The sequence below is a fragment of the Streptacidiphilus rugosus AM-16 genome (assembly GCF_000744655.1).
GTDB classification, from domain to species: domain Bacteria; phylum Actinomycetota; class Actinomycetes; order Streptomycetales; family Streptomycetaceae; genus Streptacidiphilus; species Streptacidiphilus rugosus.
This window is the reverse complement of sequence record NZ_JQMJ01000004.1, coordinates 6,193,225-6,219,324: the sequence shown is the minus strand read 5'-3', so window position 1 is coordinate 6,219,324 and position 26,100 is coordinate 6,193,225. Positions and strand designations below refer to the sequence as shown.

Below are 26,100 nucleotides of genomic sequence, written 5' to 3'. Positions count from 1 at the left end.
AGCAAGTCGAGGAGACGAAGAAACAATGAGTGAAGAAAGCTCGACGGCGACCGTCCCGGCGCCCGCGACTCCCCCCGCGTCCGAGGGCGAGGCGCTGCTCAAGGTCACCAACCTGGTCAAGCACTTCCCGATCAAGAAGGGCCTGCTGCAGCGCCAGGTCGGTGCGGTGCAGGCCGTGGACGGCCTCACCTTCGACGTCCGCAGCGGTGAGACCCTGGGCGTGGTGGGCGAGTCCGGCTGCGGCAAGTCGACCATGGGCCGGCTGATCACCCGTCTGCTGGAGCCGACCGGCGGCAAGGTGGAGTTCGAGGGCGTGGACATCACGCACCTGAACACCGCGCAGATGCGTCCGCTGCGACGCGACATCCAGATGATCTTCCAGGACCCGTACTCCTCGCTGAACCCGAGGCACACGATCGGGACGATCGTCGGCGCGCCGTTCCGGCTGCAGAACATCAAGACCGAGAACGGCATCAAGACCGCGGTCCAGGACCTGCTGGAGCTGTGCGGGCTCAGCCCCGAGCACTACAACCGCTACCCGCACGAGTTCTCCGGCGGTCAGCGCCAGCGCATCGGCATCGCCCGCGCGCTCGCGCTGCGGCCGAAGATGATCGTCGCGGACGAGCCGGTCTCGGCGCTGGACGTGTCGATCCAGGCGCAGGTCGTCAACCTCCTCGACGACCTGCAGCAGGAGCTGGGCCTCACCTACGTGGTGATCGCCCACGACCTCTCCGTGGTGCGCCACGTGTCGGACCGCGTCGCGGTGATGTACCTGGGCAAGATCGTCGAGATCGCGGACCGGGACTCCCTCTACAAGTCGCCGATGCACCCGTACACCAACGCGCTGATGTCCGCGGTGCCGGTGCCGGACCCGAACCGCAAGGAGCAGCGCGAGCGCATCCTGCTCACCGGTGACGTGCCCTCGCCGGTCAACCCGCCCTCCGGCTGCCGCTTCCGCACCCGTTGCTGGAAGGCGACGGAGCAGTGCGCGACGGAGGAGCCGCCGCTGGTGGCGCTCAAGACCGGCCACCAGGTGGCCTGTCACTTCCCCGAGAACACCTGAGCACGTCCGAGGTTCCCGAGGTCTCCCGCGGCCCAGGCCGCCACGCGAGGTCATCCCGTATTTCACGATAGAAATGCGGGGTGACCTCGCAGCTTTTCTCCCCGGGGGTCGAGCAGGTGCTCGACCTCTCCGGCATCTTCGTCTTCGCCCTCTCCGGCAGCCTGCTCGCGGTGCGGAAGAACTTCGACGTCTTCGGCATGGCGGTGCTCGCGGAGGCGACGGCGCTGGGCGGGGGCGTGCTGCGCGACGAGCTGATCGGCGCGGTGCCCCCGGTCGCGTTCACGAACATCGGCTACTTCGTGACGCCCCTGATCGCGACGCTGGTGGTGTTCTTCCTGCACCCCGAGGTCGCCAGGATCAACCTCACCGTGCAGACGCTCGACGCGCTGGGGCTCGGCCTCTTCGCGGTGACCGGGACGGCGAAGGCCCACGACTACGGTCTGGGGGTGGTCGCCTCGATCGCACTGGGAATGATCACCGCGGCGGGCGGCGGCGTGATCCGTGACCTGCTGGCCATGGAGATCCCCTCGCTGCTGCGCTGGGACCGCTCCCTCTACGCCGTCCCCGCGCTGCTCGGCGCGGGTGTGACGGCGGCGCTGATCAGCACCGGCACGCTCGGCGCCGTGACCGGCAGTGCGGCGGTGCTGCTCGCCTTCGGCCTGCGGATGCTGGCCATCAAGTACGACCTGCGCGCGCCCCGCGCCTGGCACCGGGGCAGTTCCAACACCGGTGAGACCTGAGCGGGCTCCGGTCTCAGCGGGAGCGTCCGCCGTACTCGCGGGAGATCGCGTCCGCGGTGGCCGTCAGCTCGGGGACCAGCCGGCGCAGGGCGGCGAGCGGGGCCACCACCGTGGGAGTGGAGATGGAACACGCGGCGATCACCCGGCCGTCGATGCCGCGGATCGGGACCGCCACGCAGTTGACGCTCTCCTCGTACTCGCTGCGGTCCATCGCCCAGCCCTGCTCGCGGACCGTCTCCAGTTCGGCGAGCAGCGCCTCGGCCGTCCGCAGCGAGCGGGGCGTGTAGGCCGGGTACTCCAGCCGGTACGCGAGCTCGGAGCGGCGGGCCGGCGGCAGGCCGGCCAGCAGCACCTTGCCGACGGCGGAGGCGGTCAGCGGGGCGCGCTTGCCGATGCGGGAGTACATCCTGACCGGATAGCGGCTCTCCAGCTTGTCGACGTAGGTCGCCTCGCCGTCCTCGTACACGGCCAGGTGGACCGTGTGCCCGCAGCGGTCGTTCAGCGCGGCGAGGTGCGGGGCCGCGACACCGCGGACGTCGATGCTCTCCAGCGCCAACTGGGCCAGGGAGAAGAGTCCGCCGCCGAGCCGGTAGCGGTAGTCCGCCTGGCGGTGCACGAAGCCGTGCTCCTCCAGCGTCCGCAGCAGCCGCAGCGCGGTGGACTTGTGCACGCCGAGGCGCGCGGCGGCCTGCTCCAGCGAGGTCGGGCCCTCGGCGAGCGAGGCGAGCACGGTGAGCGCCCGGTCCACCGACTGCGACATGTCCCACCAGCCCCGACGCTTGCCCCCGACAGTTGCAGGGATCATAGGGACGCCGTTGCACAGGCTGCAATGGATGATGCGTATTCGGAATGTACGGCCGGCGGGGCCCGTGTCCGAACGGGCCGTGTCCCGGGGAGAAACGGCGTGCGGGGCGGAGAGGGCGTGCGGGTGGCCCTAGACTTGTCCCGCCATGCCCTACCTCGACCACGCCGCCACGACGCCGATGCTGCCGGAGGCGGTCCAGGCGATGACCGCGCAGTTCGGTCAGACCGGCAACGCCTCGTCCCTGCACGCCGCCGGACGCCGCGCCCGCCGGGTGATCGAGGAGTCCCGCGAGACCCTCGCCGCCGCGCTGGGCGCCCGCCCGAGCGAGATCGTCCTCACCGGCGGCGGTACCGAGTCCGACAACCTCGCGGTGAAGGGTCTCTACTGGGCCCGCAGGGACGCCGATCCCGTGCGCCGCCGGATCCTCTGCAGCCCCGTCGAGCACCACGCGGTCCTGGACGCGGTGCACTGGCTGGAGCAGCACGAGGGTGCCGTCGTGGACTGGCTCCCGGTCGACCCGCTGGGCCGCGTCCACGCGCAGACGCTGCGCGCGGCGCTCGAGGCGAACCCGGCGGACGTCGCACTGGTCACCGTGATGTGGGCCAACAACGAGGTCGGCACGATCCAGCCGATCCGTGAACTTTCGGCGGTGGCACGGGAGTTCGGCGTGCCGATGCACGCGGACGCGGTCCAGGCCTTCGGCCAGGTCCCGCTCTCCTTCGAGGACTCGGGCCTGGACGCGATGACGGTGACCGGCCACAAGGTCGGCGGCCCGTACGGGGTCGGCGCGCTGGTGCTGTCCCGCGGGGCGAGCCCGGTCCCGCTGCTGCACGGCGGCGGCCAGGAGCGCGACGTCCGCTCGGGGACGCTGGACGTCCCCGCGGCGGCGGGGTTCGCCGCGGCGGCGGCGATCGCCGCGGAGCGGAGACCCGCGGCCGCGGCGGAACTGGCGGCGCTGCGGGACATGCTGATCGCGGAGGTCCGCGCGGCGGTTCCCGACGCGGTGCTGAACGGCGACCCGTCCGCGGAGGGCCGGCTCAGCGCCAACGCCCACTTCTCCTTCCCCGGCTGCGAGGGCGACGCGCTGCTGATGCTGCTCGACGCGCGCGGCATCGAGTGCTCGACGGGCTCCGCGTGCTCGGCGGGCGTCCCCCAGCCGAGCCACGTCCTCCTCGCGATGGGCGCGGAGCCGGCGATGGCGCGGGCGTCCCTCCGCTTCTCCCTCGGCCACACCTCGACCCCCTCGGACGTCAAGGCCCTCGCCGACGCCATCGCCCCCGTCGTCGCCCGCGCCCGCCTGGCCGGCGCGACGACGAGGCGGTAGTCGCACGCGCGCCGCCGGCGGGTTGCCACTGCACGTAGGCTTGGAGGCACTATGTCTGACTTTCCCGGTGCCCCTGACTCCTTCGCCGCCGCCCTGCCGGGCGGGAAGCTGCGCGTGCTCGCGGCCATGTCCGGGGGCGTGGACTCCGCCGTCGCCGCCGCGCGGGCCGTGGCGGCCGGGCACGAGGTGACCGGCGTGCATCTCGCCTTGGCGAGCAATCCGCAGTCGTTCCGGACCGGGGCCCGCGGCTGCTGCACGCTGGAGGACTCGCGGGACGCGCGCCGCGCCGCGGATGTGATCGGGATCCCGTTCTACGTCTGGGATCTCGCCGAGCGGTTCCGCGAGGACGTCATCGACGACTTCGTCGCCGAGTACGCGGCGGGGCGGACGCCCAACCCCTGTCTCCGCTGCAACGAGAAGATCAAGTTCGCCGCGCTGCTCGACAAGGCCGTCGCCCTCGGCTTCGACGCCGTCTGCACCGGCCACTACGCCAGGATCGTCGACGAGCCGGGCCGGGGGCGCACGCTCCACCGCGGGGTCGACCCGGGCAAGGACCAGTCCTACGTGCTCGGCGTCCTCGACGCCGAGCAGCTCGCGCATGCCATGTTCCCGCTGGGGGACACCCCGAAGGAGCAGGTCAGGGTGGAGGCCGAGCGCCGCGGCCTCGCGGTCGCGAAGAAGCCCGACAGTCACGACATCTGCTTCATCGCCGACGGGGACACCCAGGGATTCCTGGCCCAGCGGCTCGGCTCGGCCACCGGCGACATCGTGGACGTGGACGGCACCGTCGTCGGCGAGCACAGCGGGGCCTTCGGCTTCACCATCGGCCAGCGCAAGGGTCTGCGTATCGGACGGCCCGCCGCCGACGGGAAGCCGCGGTACGTGCTGGACATCTCGCCCGTCGACAACCGGGTCACCGTCGGCCCGGTCGAGGCGCTGGACATCGCCGCGCTCACCGGCGTCAAGCCGCGCTGGTGCGGGGAGGAGGCGCCGGTCGGCACCGGGCGCTACCACGCGCAGCTGCGGGCCCACGGCGAGCCGGTGCCGGTGACGGCGGAGATCGACGCGGACGGCGGCCTGCGCGTCGTCCTGGACGCGCCGGTCCGCGGCATCGCGCCGGGCCAGGCCGTGGTCCTGTACGACGGGACCCGCGTCGTCGGTTCGGCGACGATCGCGACCACCGAGCGGGCCACCCCGCAGCCCCAGCCGCAGCAGGCCTGATAATCGGCCCAGGCCCTCGCGGGTGGCCACCACCACGACCCGCTCGCTGCCGCGCAGCTGTCGGTCGGGTCCGGGGTTCCACTCCAGTGAGCCGTCCCAGCGCCGGATGCCGACCACCCGCCAGGCGCCGGTGTGGAACGCCTCGCCGACCGTGCGGTGGTAGAGCTCGCTCTGGTCCCGCACCGCCACGTCCGCGACCAGCAGCAGCTCGCGCTTGGCCGGGATCGCCGCCAGCACCTGGCGACCCATCATGGCGGCGGCGAAGGCGGGCGCGGCGAGATAGGAGACGCTGCGGCTGCGGGTCTTGGCGTCCGGGTGCGCCGCGCGCAGCGAGCGGTACACCGTGGCGGCGAACTCCTCGTCGAACAGCCGGAGCACGACCCGCAGTTCGGGCTGTTGCTCGCGCGCGTAGAGGACGGCCTGCAGATTCGCGCTGTCGTTGTTGGTGAGCGCCATCAGGGCCTGCGCCCGGTCCACCCTGGCGGCCCTGAAGACCTTGCGGCGGCCGAACTCGCCGACGACCACCGGGATCCCGCGTTCGCGGATCGCGGTCAGCCCGGGCACGGACGGGTTCCGCTCCACCACCACGACGGGCACGCGCATGTCGTGCAGACGCTCCACCACCGTGCTGCCGACCTTGCCGAGGCCGATCAGCACCACGTGCTTGTTCACGGTCCGCGGGACCCGGCGCGGGCTCGGCGTGGTGCGCAGCGCGCCGAGGTTGTCCAGCATCACGGCGGCGACCGTGCCCAGCAGCACGATGCCGGTGAAGACCGTGACGATCTGCAGCACCTTGCGGGCCACGTTGTCGCCGTGGTCGGTGGCCGGGTTGCCGGCCGAGCCGAGGTCGAGCAGCACGTAGAAGAGGGAGAGACCGAGCGAGTTGCCGGTCAGCTGCCAGGTCAGCACGGTCAGCAGCACGACCACGAGCGCCAGGGCGAGGCTGATCGCGAGCAGCTTCCTGGAGAAGAAGGAGCGCACGCCCGCCACGAAGCGCCGGTGGTCGATCCTGAGCAGGCCCCGGCGGCGGTCAGGATCGCGGTGGTGGAGGATCCGCAGCACGGTGCTCTCGGGGGCGCCCGCGGCGAGGTCCTCCTCGCGCGGCAGCAGGACGCCGCTGTCCTCGGTGAGCAGGGCGATCGGGATCTCGTTCCGGCCGGGGAGCTCCTCCGCCTCCTCGCTCCGGTTGCGGCCGAGGACACTGCAGGTGCCGCCATCGAGACGGAAGGTCAGCCGGCGGTTGGGCAGCGCGGCGGAGACCAGCGCGGGCGCGGCCGTGTCGGAGGCGGAGGCCGCGGTGGCGGGGGCGTCCTCGCGGTCCAGCAGGCGGGTCAGCCGGGCGCCCAGCGCCTGGTTGTGGACGCGCAGGGCCAGGCGCACCGTCGCGTTTAGCGTCCGGGCCACCAGCGCGGCCTGGGTGACGGCCTGGTCGTCGTCGACCACCAGGGCGAGCGAGGCCGCCTCCCCGATCCTGGCCTCGGTCAGCGTGGCCTCGTCCGGGCGCCGTCCCTGCAGCACGGTGATCCGGGCCTGCTCCCGGCCCAGCGCGGTGAGTTGCGGTCCGTAGGAGGCGCGTGCGTCGGGGACGATCACGACGACCCGCTCACCGTAGAGCCCGGCGAGGTCCTCGACGAGCCGGAGGGTGAGGGCGTCGTTCCCCACCACGATCATGTGGCCGCGGCGCTCCTCCTCCACGCTGGTCCGTTCGTCCGTAGCAGCCGGTTCCGGCACCTGTTCCCCCAGGTTGTCTGCGTGCGCATGACCACGCACGACCATGGTGGCGCACGGGGAGCCTGCTCGGGCGTGGTACTGATGAACCCATGGGTACGCATGTGATCACCGGAGCGGGCTCCGGCATCGGCGCGGCGGTCGCCGCGAAGCTGACCGAGCGCGGCGAGGAGCTGTGGCTGCTGGCGCGGGACGCGCGCCGCGCGGCGGAGCTGCGTGAGCGGTTCCCCGCCGCGCAGACGCTGGTCGGCGACCTGGCCCAGCCGGAGCGGCTGAGCTGGGCGCTGGGGCACCAGGCGCAGCCGGACCGGATCGACTCGCTGCTGCACGTCGCGGGCATGGTCGAGCTGGGCGCGATCGGCGACATGGGCGTGAAGGTCTGGCAGGACACCCTGGCCGTGAACCTGGTGGCCCCGGCCGAGCTGACCCGGCTCTTCCTGCCGACGGTCCGGATGTCGCGCGGGCACGTGGTCTTCGTCAACTCCGGCGCGGGCCTGCGGGCGAGCGCCGAGTGGGGCGTCTACGCGGCGTCCAAGTTCGGGCTGAAGGCGCTGGCGGACTCGCTGCGCGAGGAGGAGCACGGCAACGGGGTGCGGGTGACCACCGTCTACCCGGGTCGTACCGCGACCCCGATGCAGGTCAAGGTGCACGCCCAGGAGGGCCGCGCGTACGAGGCTGACGCCTGGATCGCGCCGGAGTCGGTCGCGACGGCGGTGCTCACCGCGCTCGACCTGCCGCGCGACGCGGAGATCACCGATGTGACGGTACGGCCGGGCCGATGAGCGGACTGCCTTTTCCCGAGCTGACCGGTCCCGGCGCGACCGGGATCGGGTCGATGCCCGGTACCGACGCGCGCGAGGCGGCGAAGACCGTCACCGGCTCGCTGGAGGCGCTGCCGCACCTGGCCGAGCTGCCCGCGCGCGGTCCGGGCGCGGACATGATCGGGCGCAGCCTGGGCATGCTGGTCGAGCTGTTCGCCAGGGTCGAGCCCTCGGGTTGGCGCTTCGGCGACCATCCGGGCCGGGACACCCGACGGGCCCACTCCTGGCTGGGCGAGGACCTGGACGCGCTGGAGGAGTTCACCCAGGACTACGTGGGCCCGGTCAAGGTCCAGGCGGTGGGCCCGTGGACCTTGGCGGCGGCGGTCGAACTCCAGCGCGGCGAGAAGGCGCTGGCCGATCCCGGCGCGGTCAGGGACATCGCCGCCTCGCTGACGGAGGGACTGCGGCTGCACCTGGCCGAGGTGCGCCGGCGGATCCCCGGCGCGCGGGTGCTGCTGCAGCTGGACGAGCCCTCGCTGCCCGCGGTGCTGGCCGGCCGGGTGAAGACGGCGAGCGGCTGGCAGCGGCTGCGCGCGGTGGACAAGGGCGTGGCCGAGGAGGTGCTGCGCGGTCTGATCGGCGGCGTGGCGGCGCTGGACGTCCCGGTTGCGGTGCACAGCTGCGCACCGCAGGTCCCGATCGGGCTCCTGCGCCGGGCGGGCGTCTCCGCGGTGTCGCTGGACGCATCCCTGCTGACGGAGCGTGACGACGACGCGATCGGTGAGGGAGTGGAGGCGGGGACCGTCTTTCTGCTCGGTGTCGTGCCTTCCACCGACCGAAAATTGTCAGACCCGGCCGGTAGTGTCAGTGGTGTGAGGACGTTGTGGCGGCGACTGGGCCTGGCCCCCGCGCTGCTGCCGCGCTCCGTCGTGATCACCCCGACCTGCGGCCTGGCCGGGGCGTCACCGGCGTATGCGCGTACCGCTCTGTCACACAGCGTCATCGCGGCGCAGAGTCTGGCCGACAATCCTGAATAACCGACCGAGGGGTGGAGTCCGGTGTCGTTGGACGAGGATCGCGCACGGCACGCGCAGCTTGCCCAGGAGATCGAAGAGCACCGGTACCGGTACTACAACGAGGACGCGCCGACGATCAGCGACGGCGAGTTCGATCTGCTCATGCGCGAGCTCGAGGCGATCGAGGAGCGGTTCCCCGAGCTGCGCACGCCCGACTCGCCGACGCAGAAGGTGGGCGGCGACGCGACCACCGACTTCGCCAAGGTCGAGCACCTGGAGCGGATGCTCAGTCTGGACAACGCCTTCAACGACGAGGAGCTGGACGCCTGGGCCGAGCGCGTCGAGCGTGATCTCGCGGGGCAGGAGTTCCACTACCTGTGCGAGCTGAAGATCGACGGTCTGGCCGTGAACCTGACCTACGAGCGGGGCGTGCTGGTCCGTGCCGCGACGCGGGGCACCGGCAGGGTCGGCGACGACATCACCCCCAACGTGCGCACGATCAAGGAGATCCCGCACCGGTTGACCGGTGAGAACCCGCCGGAGCTGGTGGAGATCCGCGGCGAGGTCTACTTCCCGATCGAGGACTTCGAGGACCTGAACATCGCCAGGGTCGCGGCCGGCGAGGACCCTTACGCCAACCCGCGCAACTCCGCGGCCGGCTCGCTGCGGCAGAAGGACCCGGCCGTCACCGCCCAGCGCCCGCTGCACATGATCGTCCACGGCATCGGCGCCCGCCGGGGTTTCGACATCGACTGCCAGTCGCACGCCTACGAGCTGCTGCACGGATGGGGTCTGCCGACGGCACGGCACAACGCGGTGGTCGGCACCCTGGCGGAGGTCAAGGAGTTCATCGCCCGCTACGGCGAGCAGCGCCACAGCGTCGAGCACGAGATCGACGGCGTGGTCGTCAAGGTGGACGAGATCGCCCTCCAGGGCCGGCTCGGCTCCACCTCCCGCGCGCCGCGCTGGGCCATCGCCTGGAAGTACCCGCCGGAGGAGGTCAACGCCAAGCTGGACCGGATCCTCGTCGGCATCGGCCGGACCGGCCGGGCCACGCCGTACGCCGTGCTGGAGAAGCCGGTCAAGGTCGCCGGTTCGATGGTGCAGTACGCGACGCTGCACAACCAGGACGTGGTCAAGGCCAAGGGCGTCCTGCTGGGCGACACGATCGTGATCCGCAAGGCGGGTGACGTCATCCCCGAGATCCTCGGCCCGGTGGTGGCGCTCCGCGACGGCACCGAGCGCCCGTTCGTGATGCCCACCCACTGCCACGAGTGCGGCACCGAACTGCGCCCGATGACCGAGGGGGACAAGGATCTCCGCTGTCCCAACGCCCGGTACTGCCCTGCGCAGTTGCGGGAGCGCGTCGCCTTTCTCGGCGGCCGCGAGTGCCTGGACGTCGAGGGCTTCGGTTACGTCGCGGCCATCGCGCTCACCCAGCCGTTGGAGCCGGCCAGCCCGCCGCTCGTGAACGAGGGCGACCTCTTCGACCTCACGGTCGAGGAGCTGCTGCCCATCAAGGCGCTGGTGCGCGATCCGAAGACGGGGCTGCCCCGGATCGACGAGGAGACCGGCGAGCAGAAGGTCGTCAGCTTCTTCGCCAACCTCAGGGGCGAGCCGAAGAAGACCACCACGCAACTGCTCGACAATCTCCAGCTGGCCAAGGAGCAGCCGCTCTGGCGGGTGCTCAACGGCCTCTCGATCCGACGGGTCGGGCCGGTCGCCGCGCAGGCCATCGCGCGTGAGTTCCGTGATCTGGACCGGATCGCGAGCGCCGGTGAGGAGGAACTCGCCGCGGTCGAGGGGGTCGGCCCCGGCATCGCGAAGGCGGTCGTCGACTGGTTCGCCGAGGACTGGCACCGGGAGATCATCGAGAAGTGGCGTGCCGCCGGCGTCCGCTTCGTCGACGAGGCCGGGGAGGAGGAGTCGGGGCCGCGGCCGTTGGAGGGGCTGACCGTGGTGGTCACCGGGACTCTCGCCGACCACACGCGGGACGGCGCGAAGGACGCGCTGCAGGCGCGTGGCGCCAAGGTGACCGGGTCGGTGTCGAAGAAGACCGACTTCGTCGTCGTCGGCGACAACCCGGGATCGAAGTACGACAAGGCGGTGCAGCTCAAGCTGGCCATCCTGGACGACGCCGGTTTCGCCGTGCTGCTGGCCGAGGGGCCGGACGCGGCGCGGGCCGCCGCGCTGCCGGTCGAGGAGTAGCAGGCCGGGGCGGCCTGGCGGAATGTCAAGTCTGTTTGTCGGCGCTGCGGTCGGGCAAATCAGGGCAGAAAAGCCATATCATCGCGCTGGCAGGACACCGCTCGGTCACGGCCCGGTCGATTGCCACGTCACCGGTGGGCACGCGCCCTAGGCTGGACTGAGCCCGATCCTGTCGGTCCGTGCTGTCCTGCGCGGTCCCGTGCGGGTGGATCCGGGCGAGTGGGGAAGCACGAGGAACACCGATGGAGCGCACGTCCCGGTCAGGCCTGGGTGCCGACCGTGCGGGGTTCGCCGTCAAGGCGGCGGTGTTTCTCGGCGTGGGGTTCGCCGGGGCGGCGCCGCTGGTGCCGCTGGCCCAGGTGGTCGGTTTGCACGCGCCGCAGCTGTTGCCGCTCTTCGGCGTGCCGATCGCGGTCCTCTTCGCCGCCTGGTGGTTCGGCCGGCAGCGGCTGCGCGAGGGCGTCACCGACCGGCTCACCGGGCTGCCCAACCGCGCCGCCCTGCACCTCGCCGCCGGGCAGGCCGCCGCCGCCCGGGCGCGGCACGCGCTGGTCCTGATCGACCTGGACCGGTTCCGCTCGCTCAACGACACGCTCGGACATCTCGCCGGCGACCGGCTGCTGGTCCAGGTCGCCCAGCGGCTGCAGTCGCTCGCCGTCGACACCGGCGCACTCGTCGCGCGCCTCGGCGGCGACGAGTTCGCCGTGCTGGTCCCCGAGCCGCCGGAGGAGCCCGGCGCGCTGCTGCGGCTGGCCCGCGGCTTCGCCGCCGAGGTCGCCGTGCCGATCCAGTTCGGGGGCCTGCAGCTGATCCTGGAGTCCAGCACCGGCGTCGCCGTGCTGCCCGACCACGCCCCGGACGCCGAGTCGCTGCTGCGGCGCGCCGACATCGCCATGGTCCACGCGCAGCGCAGCCGTGCCGGAGTCGCGGTCTACCAGGCCGGGCAGGAGGAGGACACCCCGCTCAGGCTCGGTCTCCTCGGCGACCTGCGCCGGGCGCTGGACCAGGGCGAGGTGGAGATCCATTACCAGCCCAAGGTCGCCTTCGACGGCAGCGTCGTCGGCCTGGAGGCGCTGGTGCGCTGGTCCCGCGCCGGGCGCGGCCCGGTCAGTCCCGAGGAGTTCGTCGGGCTGGCCGAATCCAGCGGGCTGATGCCGCAGCTCACCGACTACGTGCTGGAGGCGGCCGTCAGCCAGCTGGCGCGCTGGCGCGAACAGGGCATCGTGGTGCAGGTCGCCGTCAACGTCTCGCCGCGCGACGTGCTGCGGACGGGGTTCGCCACCGGCGTCGCCGAGCGGCTCGCCAGGCACGGCGTCCCCGCCGACGCGCTGCAGCTGGAGATCACCGAGCGGCTGCTGCTGGAGGACGGCGCCCGGGCCGCCGAGACGCTGGAGGAGCTGCGCGGCCACGGCGTCGGCATGTCCCTGGACGACTTCGGCACCGGCTACTCCTCGCTGGTGCGGCTGCGCCGCCTCCCGGTCGGCGAGCTGAAGATCGACCGCTCCTTCGTCAGCCGCATGGTCGCCGACGACCACGACGCGGCCGTGGTCCGCTGCAGCGTCCAGCTCGCGCACTCGCTCGGGCTGACCGTCGTCGCCGAGGGCGTCGAGGACGACGAGACCTGGGAGCGGCTGCACCGGATGGGCTGCGACGCGGTCCAGGGCTGGCTGGTCTCCGCCGCCCTCCCGGCCGAGGCCGCCACGGCCTGGCTGCGCACCCGCACCGTGGAGAGCCCGGAGACGCTGCGCAAAACGCCCGCGCGACCGGTGCCGCCGCGTCCGTAGGATGGAGCCCGGCCCCGCTGTCAATAGACTGGGGCGACTCGAATCGCTTCACCACTCACTCACCAGAGGATCGCTGCATGCCTGGCATTACGCGCGAGGAGGTCGCCCACCTCGCCCGGCTGTCGCGGCTGGAGCTCAAGAGCGAAGAACTCGACCACTTCGCCGAGCAGCTGAACGACATCGTCGACGCGGTCGCCCGCGTCAGCGAGATCGCCGCCGAAGACGTCCCGCCGACCTCGCACCCGCTGCCGCTGACCAACGTCATGCGCGCCGACGAGGTGCGTCCCTCGCTCAACCCCGACGAGGTGCTCGCGTGCGCCCCGGCCGCGGAGGAGCAGCGCTTCCGCGTCCCGCAGATCCTCGGGGAGGACTGAGCGAGATGACCGACCTCATTCGCAACACCGCCGCGCACACCGCGCAGGCGATCGCCTCCGGCGAGGTCTCGGCCGTCGAGGTCGCCCAGGCGCACCTGGACCGCATCGGGGCCGTGGACGAGAAGGTGCACGCCTTCCTCCACGTCGACGCCGAGGGCGCGCTGGCCGCCGCCCGCGCCGTGGACGAGAAGCGCGCCAAGGGCGAGGAGCTCGGCCCGCTGGCCGGCGTCCCGCTCGCGCTGAAGGACGTCTTCACCACCCGGGGCGTGCCGACCACCGCGGGCTCGAAGATCCTCGAGGGCTGGGTGCCGCCGTACGACGCGACGCTGACCCGCCGTCTCAAGGACGCGGGCGTGGTGATCCTCGGCAAGACCAACATGGACGAGTTCGCCATGGGGTCCTCCACCGAGAACTCCGCCTTCGGCCCGACCGGCAACCCGTGGGACCTCTCCCGGATCCCCGGCGGCTCCGGCGGCGGCTCCGCCGCGGCGCTGGCGGCCTACGAGGCCCCGCTCGCCATCGGCACCGACACCGGCGGCTCGATCCGCCAGCCCGGCGCGGTCACCGGCACCGTCGGCGTCAAGCCGACCTACGGCAGCGTCTCCCGCTACGGCCTGATCGCCTTCTCCTCCTCCCTCGACCAGGGCGGTCCCTGCGCCCGCACGGTCCTGGACGCGGCGCTGCTGCACGAGGCCATCGCCGGATACGACCCCTTCGACTCGACCTCGATCAACGCCCCCGTGCCACCCGTCGTGGCCGCGGCCCGCCAGGCGGACGTCAAGGGTCTGCGCGTCGGCGTGGTCAAGGAGTTCGGCGGCGAGGGCTACCAGGCCGGTGTGATGCAGCGCTTCCACGAGTCGGTGGAGCTCCTGCGCGCGCTGGGCGCCGAGATCGTCGAGATCTCCTGCCCCTCCTTCACCTACGCGCTGCCGGCGTACTACCTGATCGCCCCCTCCGAGGCGTCCTCCAACCTGGCCCGCTTCGACGCCATGCGCTACGGCCTGCGCGTCGGCGACGACGGCTCGCGCTCGGCCGAGGACGTCACCGCGCTGACCCGCGAGGCCGGCTTCGGCCCCGAGGTCAAGCGCCGCATCATGCTCGGTACCTACGCCCTCTCCTCGGGCTACTACGACGCCTACTACGGCTCGGCCCAGAAGGTGCGCACGCTCATCACGCGCGACTTCGACCGCGCCTTCGCGGACGTCGACGTCCTGGTCTCGCCGACCACCCCGACCACCGCCTTCCCGATCGGCGAGCGCGCCGACGACCCGATGGCGATGTACCTCGCGGACCTGTGCACCATTCCGTCGAACCTGGCCGGAAACGCGGCCATGTCGGTGCCCTGCGGCCTGGCGCCGGAGGACAATCTCCCGGTCGGCCTGCAGATCATCGCTCCCGCGCTGAAGGACGACCGGCTCTACCGCGTCGGCGCGGCTGTCGAGGCGGCTCTCAACGACAAGTGGGGACACCCCCTGCTGGAGGAGGCACCGGCACTATGAGCAAGCTGGACACGGCCAAGGGCTTCAAGCACACCAAGCCGGGCCTGATGCTGGGCATCGGCGGCAGTGCGTTCGGCGCCTTCGGCATCGTCAAGGACATCCGCAGGGCCCGTACCGAGGCGGACACCCTCAAGCTCGTCAACGCCGCCGTCGGGGCCCTCGCCCTGGTCACCAGCACGCTGCTGCTCGTCCGCGAGCTGCGCCGGCTGACCTCGGACAGCGTCCCCGACATCCTCGCCGACTGAGACCGACCGCGAGCCAACCCTGAAAGGACGCCGAGTGAGCGTCATTGACCTGGTCCCGTACGAGGAGGCTCTCGCCTCGTACGACCCGGTGATGGGCCTTGAGGTCCACGTCGAGCTGGGTACCAAGACCAAGATGTTCTGCGGCTGTTCGACCGCGCTGGGCGCGGAGCCGAACACCCAGGTCTGCCCGACCTGCCTGGGGCTGCCGGGCTCGCTGCCGGTCGTCAACGCGATCGGCGTCGAGTCCGCGATCCGCATCGGCCTCGCGCTCAACTGCGAGATCGCCGAGTGGTGCCGCTTCGCCCGGAAGAACTACTTCTACCCGGACATGCCGAAGAACTTCCAGACCTCCCAGTACGACGAGCCGATCGCCTTCAACGGCTACCTCGACGTGCAGTTGGAGGACGGCGAGGTCTTCCGCGTGGAGATCGAGCGCGCCCACATGGAGGAGGACACCGGCAAGTCCACCCACGTCGGCGGCGCGACCGGCCGTATCCACGGCGCCTCGCACTCGCTGCTGGACTACAACCGGGCCGGCATCCCGCTGATCGAGATCGTCACCAAGCCGATCGTCGGCGCGGGCGAGCGCGCACCCGAGGTCGCCAAGGCCTACGTCGCGGAGCTGCGCGAGCTGATCCGCGCGCTGGGCGTCTCCGAGGCCCGCATGGAGATGGGCCAGATGCGCTGCGACGTCAACCTGTCGCTGATGCGCAAGGACGCCGAGAAGTTCGGCACCCGCAGCGAGACCAAGAACGTCAACTCGCTGCGCAGCGTCGAGCGCGCCGCCCGTTTCGAGATCCAGCGGCACGCCGCGGTGCTCGACGAGGGCGGCACGATCATCCAGGAGACCCGCCACTTCCACGAGGACAACGGCACCACGACCTCGGGGCGCGTCAAGGAGGAGGCGGAGGACTACCGCTACTTCCCCGAGCCCGACCTGGTCCCGGTCGCCCCCTCGCGCGAGTGGGTGGAGCAGCTGCGCGGCGAGCTGCCCGAGCTGCCGCGGGTGCGGCGGCAGCGGCTGCAGGGCGAGTGGGGCATCTCCGACGCGGAGATGCAGTCGGCGCTCAACGCGGGCGCCATCGAGCTGATCCTCGACACGATCGCCGCCGGCGCCCCGGCCGACCAGGCCCGCAAGTGGTGGATGGGCGAGCTCGCCCGTCGTGCCAACGAGGACGGCGTCGACCTCGGCGAGCTGCCGATCACCCCGGCCCAGGTCGCGCGCGTCGCGGCGCTGGTGGGGGAGGGCAAGCTCAACGACAAGCTGGCCCGCCAGGTCATCGAGGGCGTGCTGGCCGGCGAGGGCGAGCCGGACGCGGTCGTGGAGAAGCGCGGCCTGGCCGTCGTCTCCGACGACTCCGCGCTCGGCGCGGCCATCGACGCCGCGCTGGCGGCCCAGCCGGACGTCGCCGCCAAGATCCGTGACGGCAAGTTCGCCGCCGCGGGCGCGCTGGTGGGCGCGGTCATGAAGGCCACCCGCGGCCAGGCCGACGCCGCCAGGGTCAAGGAGCTGATCTTCGAGAAGCTCGGGGTGACCCCGGAGTAAGGCCTGCTCAGGCCCTCCTTAGGTGAGACGGACCGCCGCTCTCGGTGCTTAGGCGCACCGGGGGCGGCGGTCCGTCGTTTCTAAGCACCCCATGGCCCCCGAGATCGGGCATGCGCCTCATGCGCCGCACACCCCTGGGAGAGGAAATTAGAGGTTGTCAGGGAGACCGACCGAGGAATCCCGAAGACCACCACCCACAGGGGAGTTCCGAGATGTTCGAGTACCAGATGGTCATGATCCGCAACAACGAGCTGCTCGCCGAGGCGGCCCAGGACCGGCTCGTCCGCGAGGTCCAGCGCGCGAACAAGAACCGGAGGGCGGGTGAGGCACGCCGCTCCGGGGCGAGGGGCTCGGTACGCCGGGCTCTGCATCTCGCCGCACGCTGAAATCACTGCTGATCGGCGAAGGACATATGCGATGCTGCCCACCGTGGAGCGGATATCGGTAAGTCCTGTGTTCATCGGACGTGGTTCGCAGATGGCGACCCTCACCGACGCGCTGCAGCGCGCGGAGCAGGGCCAGCCTCAGGTCCTGCTCATCGGGGGCGAGGCGGGGGTCGGCAAGACCAGGCTGCTGGAGGAGTTCCAGTGCGCGGCCGGGGCTCGGGGGGTTCCGGTCGTGGTCGGGGGATGCCTGGAGGTGGGTGCGGAGGGCTTGCCCTACGCACCGTTCGCCACCATTCTGCGGCGGCTGCACCGAGCGTTGGGAAGCCGGCTCGAGGCAGCCGCCGTGGGACGGGAGAGCAGCCTGGCCCGGCTGCTGCCGGACATGGGCGAGGCGCTGCCCGAGGCCCACGACGAGTACGCCCGCGCGCGGCTCTTCGAGCACACCGCCCAGCTCTTCGAGCAGTTGACGGCGGATCGGACCCTGGTCCTGGCCGTCGAGGACCTGCACTGGTCCGACCGCTCCACCAGGGAGCTCTTCGCCTACCTGATCCGCACCCTGCACCGGGCCAGGCTCGTGCTGCTGGCCACCTACCGCAGCGACGACCTGCACCGCCGCCACCCGGTCCGCCCCTACCTGGCCGAACTCGAGCGGCTGCGCACCGTGCAGCGGATGGAACTGCCGCGCCTCGAGCAGCGCGAGGTGGCCCGCCAGGTGGCCGGCATCCTCAGCCCGGCCCGGCCCAGCGCCGACCTGGTCCAGAAGATCTTCAAGCGTTCCGAGGGCAACCCCTTCTTCGTGGAGGAGCTCGCCGTCTCGCACCAGCAGGGCTGCAGCACCGGACTCACCGACACGCTGCGCGATCTGCTGCTGGTCCGCATCGAGGGCCTCCCCGAGGACACCCAGACCCTGCTGCGGATCCTCGCCCAGGGCGGCTCCCGCGTCGAGCACGGGCTGCTGGCCGCCGTCCTCGACGCGATCGGCACCCTCGACGAGGACGAGCAGATCGACGCGCTGCGCACCGCCGTCGGCGCCAACATCATCCAGCAGACCTCCGACGGCGACGGCTACCGCTTCCGGCACGCGCTGGTCCGCGAGGCGGTCAGCGACGACCTGATGCCCGGTGAGATCACCCGGATCAACCGCCGCTACGCGCTGGTCCTCGAGGCGGACCCGATGCTGGTCTCCGCCGACCAGCGCTCCGCCCGCCTGGCCGGCTACTGGTACTGCGCCCACGACGCCGCCCGCGCCGTCCCCGCCGTGCTGCACGCCGGGCGTGAGGCCCGTCGCCGCAACGCCTTCGCCGAGCAACTGCGGATGCTGGACCGCGCCCTGGAGCTCTGGGACGACGTCCCCGACGAGGTCAAGGCCGGCCTCCGCGACTACGACCACGCCGACGAGAGCTATCCGGCCTGCTCCTGCGAGCCCGGCAGCTGTGACGGCTGCGACGGCGACTGCGGCGCGGTCCAGCTGATCGACCTGCTCGCCGAGGCCACCGTGGCGGCCCGGCTCAGCGGTGAGACCGACCTGGGCCTGCGGTACACCAAGCGCGCGCTGCGCCTCATCGACGAGTCGAGGTCACCCGAGCGCGCCGCCTGGTTCAGGCTGGCCCGCGCCCGCGCGCTCAGCTACGACGTCGGCGCCGAGCCTGAGGGCCTCGAACACGCGCTGGGCCTGCTGGAGGGCAGGAAGCCTTCGGCGGTCCTGGCCGAACTGCTGCACCGCCAGGCCTGCGACGGAATGCTCGGCGTCCCGAAGCGCGAGCACCTGGAGATGGCCTGCCGCGCGGCGGAGATCGCCGAGCAGGTCGGCGCGACCTCGCTGCGGCTGCACGCACGGCTGACCCTGGGCATGCTGCACTGCGCCTTCGGCGAGCTGGAGAGCGGCGCCGCGCTGCTCGGCGAACTGCTGGAGCAGGCGGAGGCCTCGGGCGACGTGGACCTGCGTTCCCGCGTCTACACCAACCTGTCCAGCCATCACGAGCTGCACGGCCGCTCCCGGAAGGCGGTGGAGGTGGCCCGCGCGGGCCTGGCCATGATCCGCGCGAACGGCATGACCGGCTACTCGGGCACGATCATCCTCGGCAACCTCGCCGAGCCGCTGATCTCGCTCGGCGAGCTCGACGAGGCCGCCCAGCTCCTCGCCGAGGAGCCCAACTGGACCGGCCAACGGGCGCACCGCGACTTCATGGAGCGGCTCCGCGGCGAGATCGCGCTGCTGCGCGGCGACATCGCCACCGCGACCGAGCATCTGGCGGAGTGCCGCAGGGTCGGTCTGCTGTGGCAGCCGCAGAAGATCGTCCCGACGGCGCTGCTGGGCCTGCGGATCGCGGCCGCGCAGGGCCGCTACGCGGAGGCGCGTGCGGAGCTGCTGGCCGTCCTGGACGGCACGCGGGCCGAGGGCCACGACCGCGTCTGGTGGTCGCTGCTGGCCGCCGGTGCGGCGGTCGAGGCGGACGCCCGCCACCTCCCGACGATGGCGCCGGGCCGCGCCGAGGTGCTGAGCCGCATCCGTGCGGCGGCGACCGGCCTCACCACGGAGCTCCCGCTGCTGGCCGGCTGGTCGGCGGTCCTCGACGCGGAGCTCGCCCGCGCGGAGGGCGTGGCCACGTCGGAGCAGTGGCGGCGCGCGGCGGACGCGCTGGCCACGCTGGAGTGTCCCTACCCGCGCGACCTGGCCTGGTACCGCCTGGCCGAGTCCCTCGCCGCGGACGGCGACCGCGCGGCGGCCAGCGAGGCCGCCCGCGAGGCGGAGACGCTGGCGCTGCGCCAGGGCGACCAGCTGCTCCTCCAGGAGATCCGCCTGCTGGCGGACCGCGCCCGCCTCTCCCTCTCCGAGGGCGGCCCGGCCGCGGCGGCGGCCGACGACAACGACGACTCCTTCCACCTCACCCCCCGCGAACAGGACGTCCTCAAGCTGCTCGCCCTGGGCCGCACGAACCGCCAGATCGCGGAGGAGCTCTTCATCTCCCCGAAGACGGCGAGCGTCCACGTCTCCAACATCCTCGCCAAACTCGACGTCACCGGCCGCGGCGAGGCCGCCGCGGTCGCCCACCGCCTCCGCCTGGTGGCGACGTCCTGACCAACTGCGCGGGGGCCAGGATGCACTGTCCCCGCGCCCCTGGACGGTGCAACGTCCGTTTGCTTCCGAGCTCGCGTCCGCGCGCCGGAGGCGCGCAGTTCCTCGCGCCCCTGGGGTAGTGCAACCGGCCCTCTGCTGCGAAGCTCGCGCCCCTTGACGTGGTGGGACGGGAGGGAGGAGGTAGCCTCGCGGCCATGAGTGCGCGTTATCTGCTTCCGTACGCTCCCGACGCCATCGGCGGACTCCCCGACGGGATCGAGGCCGTCGTCTGGGACGGGAACGGGCCGGCGCCGGAGGCGGGCGCGCTGCGAGCGGTGGAGTTCTTCTGCCTGCCCTACATGCGGCACGCGGCCGCACTCCCGCTGCTGCCCACGCTGCCCGCGCTCAAGCTCGTGCAGACGCTCACCGCGGGGATGGACGACGTCCTGCCGCACGTGCCCGCCGGTGTCGCCGCGTGCAACGCGCGCGGGCTGCACGACGCCAGCACCGCAGAGCTCGCCGTCGCGCTCGTGCTGGCCTCGCTCCGGGGGATCCCGCACTTCAGCAGGCTGCAGGCCGAGGGCCGGTGGAGCCAGGAGTTCCACCAGTCCCTCGCCGACCGGCGTGTGCTGATCCTCGGTCACGGGTCGATCGGGCAGGCGCTCGCCGCGCGCCTGCTGCCGTTCGAGTGCGAGGTCGTGCCGGTCGCGCGGCGGCCGCGCCCCGGCGAGGGGGTGCACGGCGTGGACGCGCTGCCCGCGTTGCTGCCCACCGTCGACGTGGTCGTCGTGCTCACACCGCTGACGGCCGAGACCAGGCACCTCGTGGACGCCGGGTTCCTCGCGCGGATGAAGGACGGCGCACTGCTCGTCAACGTCGCGCGCGGTCCCGTCGTCGACACCGACGCCCTGCTCAAGGAGCTCAACGCCGGGCGGCTCCGCGCCGCGCTGGACGTCACCGATCCCGAGCCGTTGCCCGCCGGGCATCCGCTCTGGCACGCGCCGGGCACGCTCATCACCCCGCATGTCGGCGGGCCCAGTTCCGCGTTCCTGCCGCGGGCCGAGCGCCTGTTGCGGGCACAGATCCTGCGCTACGAGAACGGCGAGGAGCCGGCGAACAGAATCTGATTCGCGAAGCGCATCCGTGCGCCCCCGGCGTGCGCCCGGGACACCCCCTGCAAATCGGCATGGACGGCAGGCTTTCGTCCGGATCGGGTACAGCTGCCTCGACCCTCCCCATTACTCTGAGTTGAGTGTGCATGTCTCTGAGTGACGACTGTGGTGTAGGTTCCCGACCGGGAGACCCGGTTCGGAGTTGTCCGCCCCGCTGGTCCGAACGCGCCCGGGGCCGGAGGGGGATTGCCCATGCTGAGCACTGACACCTTGCTGCCCGGTCCCACGTGGACCGACGAGCGGCTGACCGCGTCCAGGTCGGCGACGGCGGCGACGTCGCCCTTCGCCTTCGGGGAGACGACCCGGGTCGGGCCGGTCGCCCCGGCGGAGTCCGCGGTGCCCGCGCTGGAACCGTTCCGGCTGTCCCATGCCGCGGCCAGGCTGCCGCGGATACTGGTCATGCTGGTCTGCCTGCTGTACCTGGCCGGGGCGGCCTACGGCTGGGGGACACCCGGTCTCGCCCGCGTCATGGGCGACTTCGGCCTGTCGGGGGCCGCGCTCACGGCCGCGGTCTCCTGCTTCGTCTACGGCTCCGTCTCCCGTGGGCGCACCCGGCCGGCCTGGCTCTGCTTCGGCCTCAGCTCGCTGATGGTCGGCGTCGGCAACGGCATCTGGGGGTGGTACGAGTGCGTGCTCGGGCGCAGTCTGCCCTCGCCCTCGATCGCCGACTACGCCTTCCTCTTCTTCGCCCCGCCCGCCATCCTCGGCCTGCTGCTGCTGGCCAACCGGCCCCGCAACGCCGCCGGCTGGCTCTGTCTCGGCCTGGACGGCTGGCTCATCGCCGGGTCGCTGCTGACGCTCAGCTGGAGCCTGGCGCTGGCCAGGACCGCGGCCGGCGACGAGCACAGCTCACTGCGGCTGGCCGTCGGGCTGGCCTACCCGCTGCTGGACATCCTGCTGATCAGCATGGTCCTCGGGCTGCGCTTCAGGCGGCCCGGCAGCAACCGGGCGGCGGTCCACACGGCGATAGTGGGACTCGCCCTGACGGTGCTCTGCGACGCCGTCTTCACCAGCCAGTCCTTCAAGGACGCCTACCACTCCGGCGAACTCCTGGACGCCGGCTGGTTCTGCGGCTCGATGCTGCTCGCCTGGGCCCCCTGGGCGGGCGCCGGCACCGGGGACGGCCCCGCCGACCGGGCCGGACCGCCGGGCGCGACGGCCGCGTCGCGACGCCCCCGCGTCGCGTCCACCTTCAGCGCGCTGACGCCCTACGCCGCCACCGGCGTCTGCACCGTCGGGCTGCTCTACAACGCCCTGGGCCAGCACCATCTCGACCGCTTCGTGCTGATCACCAGCTGCACGGTGGTGCTGGCACTGATTCTGCGTCAGGGCATCATGCTGCTGGACAACCTCTCGCTCGCGCAGAAGCTGAGCCACCAGGAGCACCACTTCCGTTCGCTGGTCCAGGGCTCCAGCGACGTCATCATGATCGCCGACCCGGACGGCGTGCTCCGCTACGTCAGCCCGGCCGCCACCGGCGTGTACGGCAGGCCCGCCGAGGAGCTGGTCGGCACCAGGCTGCCGGAGATGGTCCACCCCGACGACCTCGGTCACGTGCTGTGGGAGGTGCAGCGCTACCTCGCCAGGACCCCCGCCCACGGCAGGGCGGCCGAGCCGACCGCGCGGATCGAGTGCCGGGTCCGCTCCGGCGCGGGGGAGTGGATGGACGTGGAGTCCACCGTCAACCGCTACCGCGACGGGCTGATCTTCAACTCCCGCGACGTCTCCGAGCGGGTCAGGCTGCAGGCCCAGCTGGAGCACAACGCGTTCCACGACGCGCTCACCGACCTGCCCAACCGGGCGCTGTTCCTGCAGCGCAGCCGCGCCGCCCTCGGTGGCGGGTCCGACCAGGGGTCGGAGGTCGCGGTGCTCTTCGTGGACCTGGACGGCTTCAAGGCCGTCAACGACACCGCCGGGCACCAGGTCGGCGACGAACTGCTGGTCCAGGCGGCCCGGCGGCTGCAGGACGCCGTCCGCTCCGGAGACACCGTGGCCAGGCTCGGCGGGGACGAGTTCGCCGTGCTGCTGGTCGGGGAGGTGGACCGGGAGCAGGCTTTCGGGATCGCCGAGCGCCTGCGGGCCGCCGTCGCCGCCCCCTTCTGCGTCGGCAACGAGGAGCACTCGGTCGCCGCCAGCATCGGCATCGCCTTCGCCGACCGGGGCGCCGCCCCCGAGGCCGCCGCCGACCTGCTGCGCAGCGCCGACCTGGCCATGTACCAGGCGAAGAAGCACGGCAAGGACCGCGTCCACGAGTACTCGCCCGAACTGCGGACCGAGCTGCGCCGCCGTACCGAGCTTGACCAGCGTCTGCGGGTCGCGGTCCGCGAGGGTCAGTTCACCCTGCTGCACCAGCCGATCGTGGACCTGCGCAGCGGGGCCGTCCGGGCACTGTCCGCGCAGGCCCGCTGGCGCTCGGCCCAGGGGCTGCTGCTGACCCCGGCCGAGTTCCTGCGCGCGGCGGGCGGCGGCGAGCGGGTGCTGCGGTTCGGCCGCTGGATGGTCGAGCAGGCCGTCCAGCAGGCGGCCGAGCGCGGGGGCGGCCTGCCGGTCGCGGTGCGGCTCTCCACACGGGTGCTGACCGCACCGGGCCTGTACGAGACGCTGGACGCGGCGCTGCACCGCACCGGCCTCGCGCCGTCCCGGCTGGTGGTCGAGCTCAGCGACGATGGCACCGGCGTCGCCGAGGGCAGGCCGCAGGGCTTCGAGGAGCTGGTCCAGCACCTGGGCCGGCTCAAGGAGCGCGGCGTGGGGCTGGTCCTGGACGGCCTCGGCGGCGGCACCACCCCGCTCAGCGGCCTGCGCCGGCTCCCGGTGGACGCGCTCAAGCTGGAGCGCGCCGTGGTCGACGGCATGCCGGAGTCGGCCTTCCTGCGGACCCTCGCCTCCTCGGTGCTGCGCATCGGCCAGGAGCTCGGCCTGGACACCGTCGCCGAGGGGGTGGACACTCCGGAACAGGCCGAGCTGTTGCGCCGACTGGGCTGCGCCAAAGGCCAGGGGCAGCACTTCGCGGGGGCCCTCGACGAGGGCGAACTCGCAGCTCTCCTGGCGGATGCACGGACGTCCGAGGATAATTCCGCATGATGAGACACGATTCGCTTCGGCTTGACACCCCCAGGGGCGTCGGAGGAAGGTCGTCAACATGCGCACCCGAATTCTCGTACTTGGCGGGCGCGTCGGCTGAGCCGGGAGCACACTCCCTGGCTGACCAGGCCGACGCGCTACCCCTCGCATGCCCACCATGGGCACGAGGGGTTTTTTGTTGCCGCGAGGCAGCGCATCCGACCGTCGAGTACCCCTCCGAGAAGTCCGAAGCAGTCCGAGAAGGAATCAGCAGATGACTGAGCAGGCAGCAGCTCCCGTCCCGCAGCAGGCGGGCCCAGAACCCATGACCGGTGCCCAGTCGCTCATCCGCTCCCTCGAGGCGGTCGGCGCGGAGACCGTGTTCGGGATCCCGGGCGGCGCGATCCTCCCGGCCTACGACCCGCTGATGGACTCGACCAAGGTCCGCCACATCCTGGTCCGCCACGAGCAGGGCGCCGGCCACGCGGCGACCGGCTACGCGCAGGCCACCGGCAAGGTCGGCGTCTGCATGGCGACCTCGGGTCCCGGCGCGACCAACCTGGTGACGCCGATCGCCGACGCGTACATGGACTCTGTGCCGATCGTCGCCATCACCGGCCAGGTCGCCTCCAAGGCCATCGGCACGGACGCCTTCCAGGAGGCGGACATCTGCGGCATCACGATGCCGATCACCAAGCACAACTTCCTGGTGACCGACGCGGCCGACATCCCGCGCGTCATCGCCGAGGCCTTCCACATCGCCGCCACCGGCCGCCCCGGCCCGGTGCTGGTGGACATCGCCAAGGACGCGCTGCAGGCGCGGACGGTCTTCCGCTGGCCGGTCGAGGCCCAGCTGCCCGGGTACCGCCCGGTCACCAAGCCGCACGCCAAGCAGATCCGTGAGGCGGCCAAGCTGCTGGCGACCTCCAAGCGCCCGGTCCTGTACGTCGGCGGCGGCGTGCTCAAGGCCCAGGCCACCACCGAGCTGCGGATCCTGGCGGAGCTGACCGGCGCGCCGGTCGTCACCACGCTGATGGCGCTGGGCGCCTTCCCCGACAGCCACGACCAGCACCTGGGCATGCCGGGCATGCACGGTTCGGTCGCCGCGGTCACCGCGCTGCAGAAGTCGGACCTGCTGTTCGCGCTGGGCACCCGCTTCGACGACCGGGTCACCGGCAAGCTGGACACCTTCGCGCCCTTCGCGAAGATCGTCCACGCGGACATCGACCCGGCCGAGATCGGCAAGAACCGCGCGGCCGACGTCCCGATCGTGGGCGACGCCCGCGAGATCATCGCGGACCTGATCGTCGCGGTCCAGCAGGAACAGGCCGCCGGACAGGCGGCCGGCGAGGCCCGCTTCGAGTACGGCGCCTGGTGGGAGCAGCTGAACGCCTGGCGCAAGACCTACCCGGTCGGCTACGACCCGGCCCCCGAGGGCATGCTCAGCCCGCAGCAGGTCATCGAGCGGATCGGCCAGAAGGTCGGCCCGGAGGCGATCTACGCGGCGGGCGTCGGCCAGCACCAGATGTGGGCCAGCCAGTTCATCGCCTTCGAGAAGCCGGCCACCTGGCTGAACTCCGGCGGCGCGGGCACCATGGGCTACGCCGTCCCGGCCGCGATGGGCGCGAAGGCGGGCCGTCCGGAGGCCACGGTCTGGGCGATCGACGGCGACGGCTGCTTCCAGATGACCAACCAGGAGCTGGTCACCTGTGCGCTGAACGGCATCCCGATCAAGGTCGCGATCATCAACAACGGCTCGCTGGGCATGGTCCGCCAGTGGCAGACGCTCTTCTACAACGAGCGCTACAGCAACACCGTGCTGCACGACGGCCCGGAGAACGACGGCCGCGGCCCGGCGGCGGGCACCCGGATCCCGGACTTCGTGAAGCTGTCCGAGGCGATGGGCTGCCACGCGCTGCGCTGCGAGCGTCCGGAGGACCTGGACTCGGTGATCGACAAGGCGATGGCGCTGAACGACGCGCCCGTCGTGATCGACTTCATCGTGCACCAGGACGCCATGGTCTGGCCGATGGTGGCCGCCGGCACCAGCAACGACGAGATCCTGGCCGCGCGCGACGTCCGTCCGGACTTCGGCGACGAGAACGACTGA

At 72.2% G+C, this 26,100-nt stretch carries 18 protein-coding genes and 1 pseudogene; 17 read left to right on the top strand and 2 right to left on the bottom strand.

Translation table 11 applies throughout. The features are described 5' to 3' along the window. The first annotated feature begins 25 nt into the window (after positions 1–25). Together BS83_RS37135 and BS83_RS37130 are read left to right on the top strand one after the other, a co-directional pair. Positions 26–1,063, top strand: coding sequence for an ABC transporter ATP-binding protein (locus BS83_RS37135; protein WP_051944792.1), 1,038 nt, complete (start codon positions 26–28; stop codon positions 1,061–1,063). Positions 1,064–1,143: 80 nt separating this feature from the next. Next, complete coding sequence (locus BS83_RS37130) at positions 1,144–1,803, top strand: trimeric intracellular cation channel family protein (RefSeq protein ID WP_037607674.1); 660 nt, start codon at positions 1,144–1,146, stop codon at positions 1,801–1,803. 13 nt (positions 1,804–1,816) lie between these two features. Here the strand turns inward: BS83_RS37130 and BS83_RS37125 are convergent, their stop codons facing one another. Continuing rightward, entirely contained in the window at positions 1,817–2,563 is a 747-nt protein-coding gene (locus BS83_RS37125; RefSeq protein ID WP_037607673.1) for an IclR family transcriptional regulator, read from the bottom strand. A 190-nt stretch (positions 2,564–2,753) separates the two neighbouring features. Here BS83_RS37125 and BS83_RS37120 point away from each other — a divergent pair, with 190 nt between their 5' ends. Next, complete coding sequence (locus tag BS83_RS37120) at positions 2,754–3,932, top strand: cysteine desulfurase family protein (protein WP_037607672.1); 1,179 nt, start codon at positions 2,754–2,756, stop codon at positions 3,930–3,932. Between the two features lie 51 nt (positions 3,933–3,983). Continuing rightward, complete coding sequence (mnmA, locus tag BS83_RS37115; protein ID WP_037607671.1) at positions 3,984–5,153, top strand: tRNA 2-thiouridine(34) synthase MnmA; 1,170 nt, start codon at positions 3,984–3,986, stop codon at positions 5,151–5,153. Between the two features lie 393 nt (positions 5,154–5,546). Here the strand turns inward: mnmA and BS83_RS49050 are convergent. Further along, a pseudogene (locus tag BS83_RS49050) lies at positions 5,547–6,824 on the bottom strand (NAD-binding protein); the annotation flags it as partial. Positions 6,825–6,973: 149 nt separating this feature from the next. Between BS83_RS49050 and BS83_RS37105 the strand changes: the two are divergent. From BS83_RS37105 to BS83_RS37050, 13 genes are all read left to right on the top strand, one after another. Further along, positions 6,974–7,663, top strand: coding sequence for an SDR family oxidoreductase (locus tag BS83_RS37105; RefSeq protein ID WP_037607669.1), 690 nt, complete (start codon positions 6,974–6,976; stop codon positions 7,661–7,663). Then, positions 7,660–8,679: a methionine synthase gene (locus BS83_RS37100; protein ID WP_037607668.1), complete on the top strand. Its 1,020-nt coding sequence runs from the start codon at positions 7,660–7,662 to the stop codon at positions 8,677–8,679. The genes BS83_RS37105 and BS83_RS37100 overlap by 4 nt, the downstream gene beginning before the upstream one ends. Before the next feature lie 21 nt (positions 8,680–8,700). Beyond that, a complete protein-coding gene (ligA, locus tag BS83_RS37095) occupies positions 8,701–10,866 on the top strand; it encodes an NAD-dependent DNA ligase LigA (RefSeq protein WP_037607667.1) in 2,166 nt (721 codons plus the stop codon). 242 nt (positions 10,867–11,108) lie between these two features. Next, the gene (locus BS83_RS37090; RefSeq protein ID WP_051944789.1) at positions 11,109–12,650 is read left to right on the top strand and encodes a putative bifunctional diguanylate cyclase/phosphodiesterase; all 1,542 of its coding nucleotides are present in this window, start codon (positions 11,109–11,111) and stop codon (positions 12,648–12,650) included. Between the two features lie 77 nt (positions 12,651–12,727). Then, the gene (gene gatC / locus BS83_RS37085) at positions 12,728–13,024 is read left to right on the top strand and encodes an Asp-tRNA(Asn)/Glu-tRNA(Gln) amidotransferase subunit GatC (protein WP_037607666.1); all 297 of its coding nucleotides are present in this window, start codon (positions 12,728–12,730) and stop codon (positions 13,022–13,024) included. Positions 13,025–13,029: 5 nt separating this feature from the next. Next, a complete protein-coding gene (gatA, locus tag BS83_RS37080; protein WP_037607665.1) occupies positions 13,030–14,523 on the top strand; it encodes an Asp-tRNA(Asn)/Glu-tRNA(Gln) amidotransferase subunit GatA in 1,494 nt (497 codons plus the stop codon). Continuing rightward, positions 14,520–14,768 (top strand): hypothetical protein, encoded by a 249-nt coding sequence (locus BS83_RS37075; RefSeq protein ID WP_037607663.1) that lies wholly within the window; start codon positions 14,520–14,522, stop codon positions 14,766–14,768. The genes gatA and BS83_RS37075 overlap by 4 nt, the downstream gene beginning before the upstream one ends. Positions 14,769–14,802: 34 nt before the next feature. After that, on the top strand, positions 14,803–16,314 hold the full coding sequence (gene gatB, locus BS83_RS37070) for an Asp-tRNA(Asn)/Glu-tRNA(Gln) amidotransferase subunit GatB (RefSeq protein ID WP_037607662.1): 1,512 nt from the start codon (positions 14,803–14,805) through the stop codon (positions 16,312–16,314). Positions 16,315–16,526: 212 nt separating this feature from the next. Continuing rightward, positions 16,527–16,700, top strand: a complete 174-nt coding sequence (locus BS83_RS45995; RefSeq protein ID WP_157597474.1) for a hypothetical protein — start codon at positions 16,527–16,529, stop codon at positions 16,698–16,700. Positions 16,701–16,731: 31 nt separating this feature from the next. Further along, a complete protein-coding gene (locus tag BS83_RS37065; RefSeq protein WP_037607661.1) occupies positions 16,732–19,779 on the top strand; it encodes a helix-turn-helix transcriptional regulator in 3,048 nt (1,015 codons plus the stop codon). A 194-nt stretch (positions 19,780–19,973) separates the two neighbouring features. Further along, positions 19,974–20,885, top strand: a complete 912-nt coding sequence (locus tag BS83_RS37060) for a 2-hydroxyacid dehydrogenase (RefSeq protein ID WP_037607660.1) — start codon at positions 19,974–19,976, stop codon at positions 20,883–20,885. Between the two features lie 237 nt (positions 20,886–21,122). Beyond that, complete coding sequence (locus tag BS83_RS37055; RefSeq protein WP_051944785.1) at positions 21,123–24,011, top strand: putative bifunctional diguanylate cyclase/phosphodiesterase; 2,889 nt, start codon at positions 21,123–21,125, stop codon at positions 24,009–24,011. Between the two features lie 253 nt (positions 24,012–24,264). Further along, a complete protein-coding gene (locus tag BS83_RS37050) occupies positions 24,265–26,100 on the top strand; it encodes an acetolactate synthase large subunit (protein WP_037607659.1) in 1,836 nt (611 codons plus the stop codon).